The following is a 242-nucleotide window of genomic DNA, read 5'->3' as shown; positions in this document are numbered from 1 at the left end:
TCCACTCACTGCTTTCTAATGCCTGAGTGGTGACGGTGACGTTGCCCGCTAATTCCCCTTTGTCGTTGACGTATTGGCCGTTGGCGTTTTGCGTTACGGCGTCAGTACCGATGGATAAGGTGTCCTTGGCCGCTAAGGTCGCGCCTTCTAAAGTGATGTTGCTGCCACTGTCTAGGCTGATGTTGCCACCGCCAATAAGGTCACTGGTGACGGCGGTTTGTTTGATGGAACCTTGGTCTTTG

Annotated in this window: 1 protein-coding gene; it reads right to left on the bottom strand. The window is 53.3% G+C overall.

Translation table 11 applies throughout. The annotated features are described in order from the left end of the window. A partial coding sequence (locus ACXAH2_RS17225) for a hypothetical protein (RefSeq protein ID WP_475080175.1) occupies positions 1–242 on the bottom strand: 242 nt, incomplete at both ends.

This window comes from Marinomonas sp. ABL3_031 (assembly GCF_056161265.1).
The sequence above is the reverse complement of the archived record's forward strand: the minus strand, read 5'-3'. Positions and strand labels throughout refer to the sequence as shown.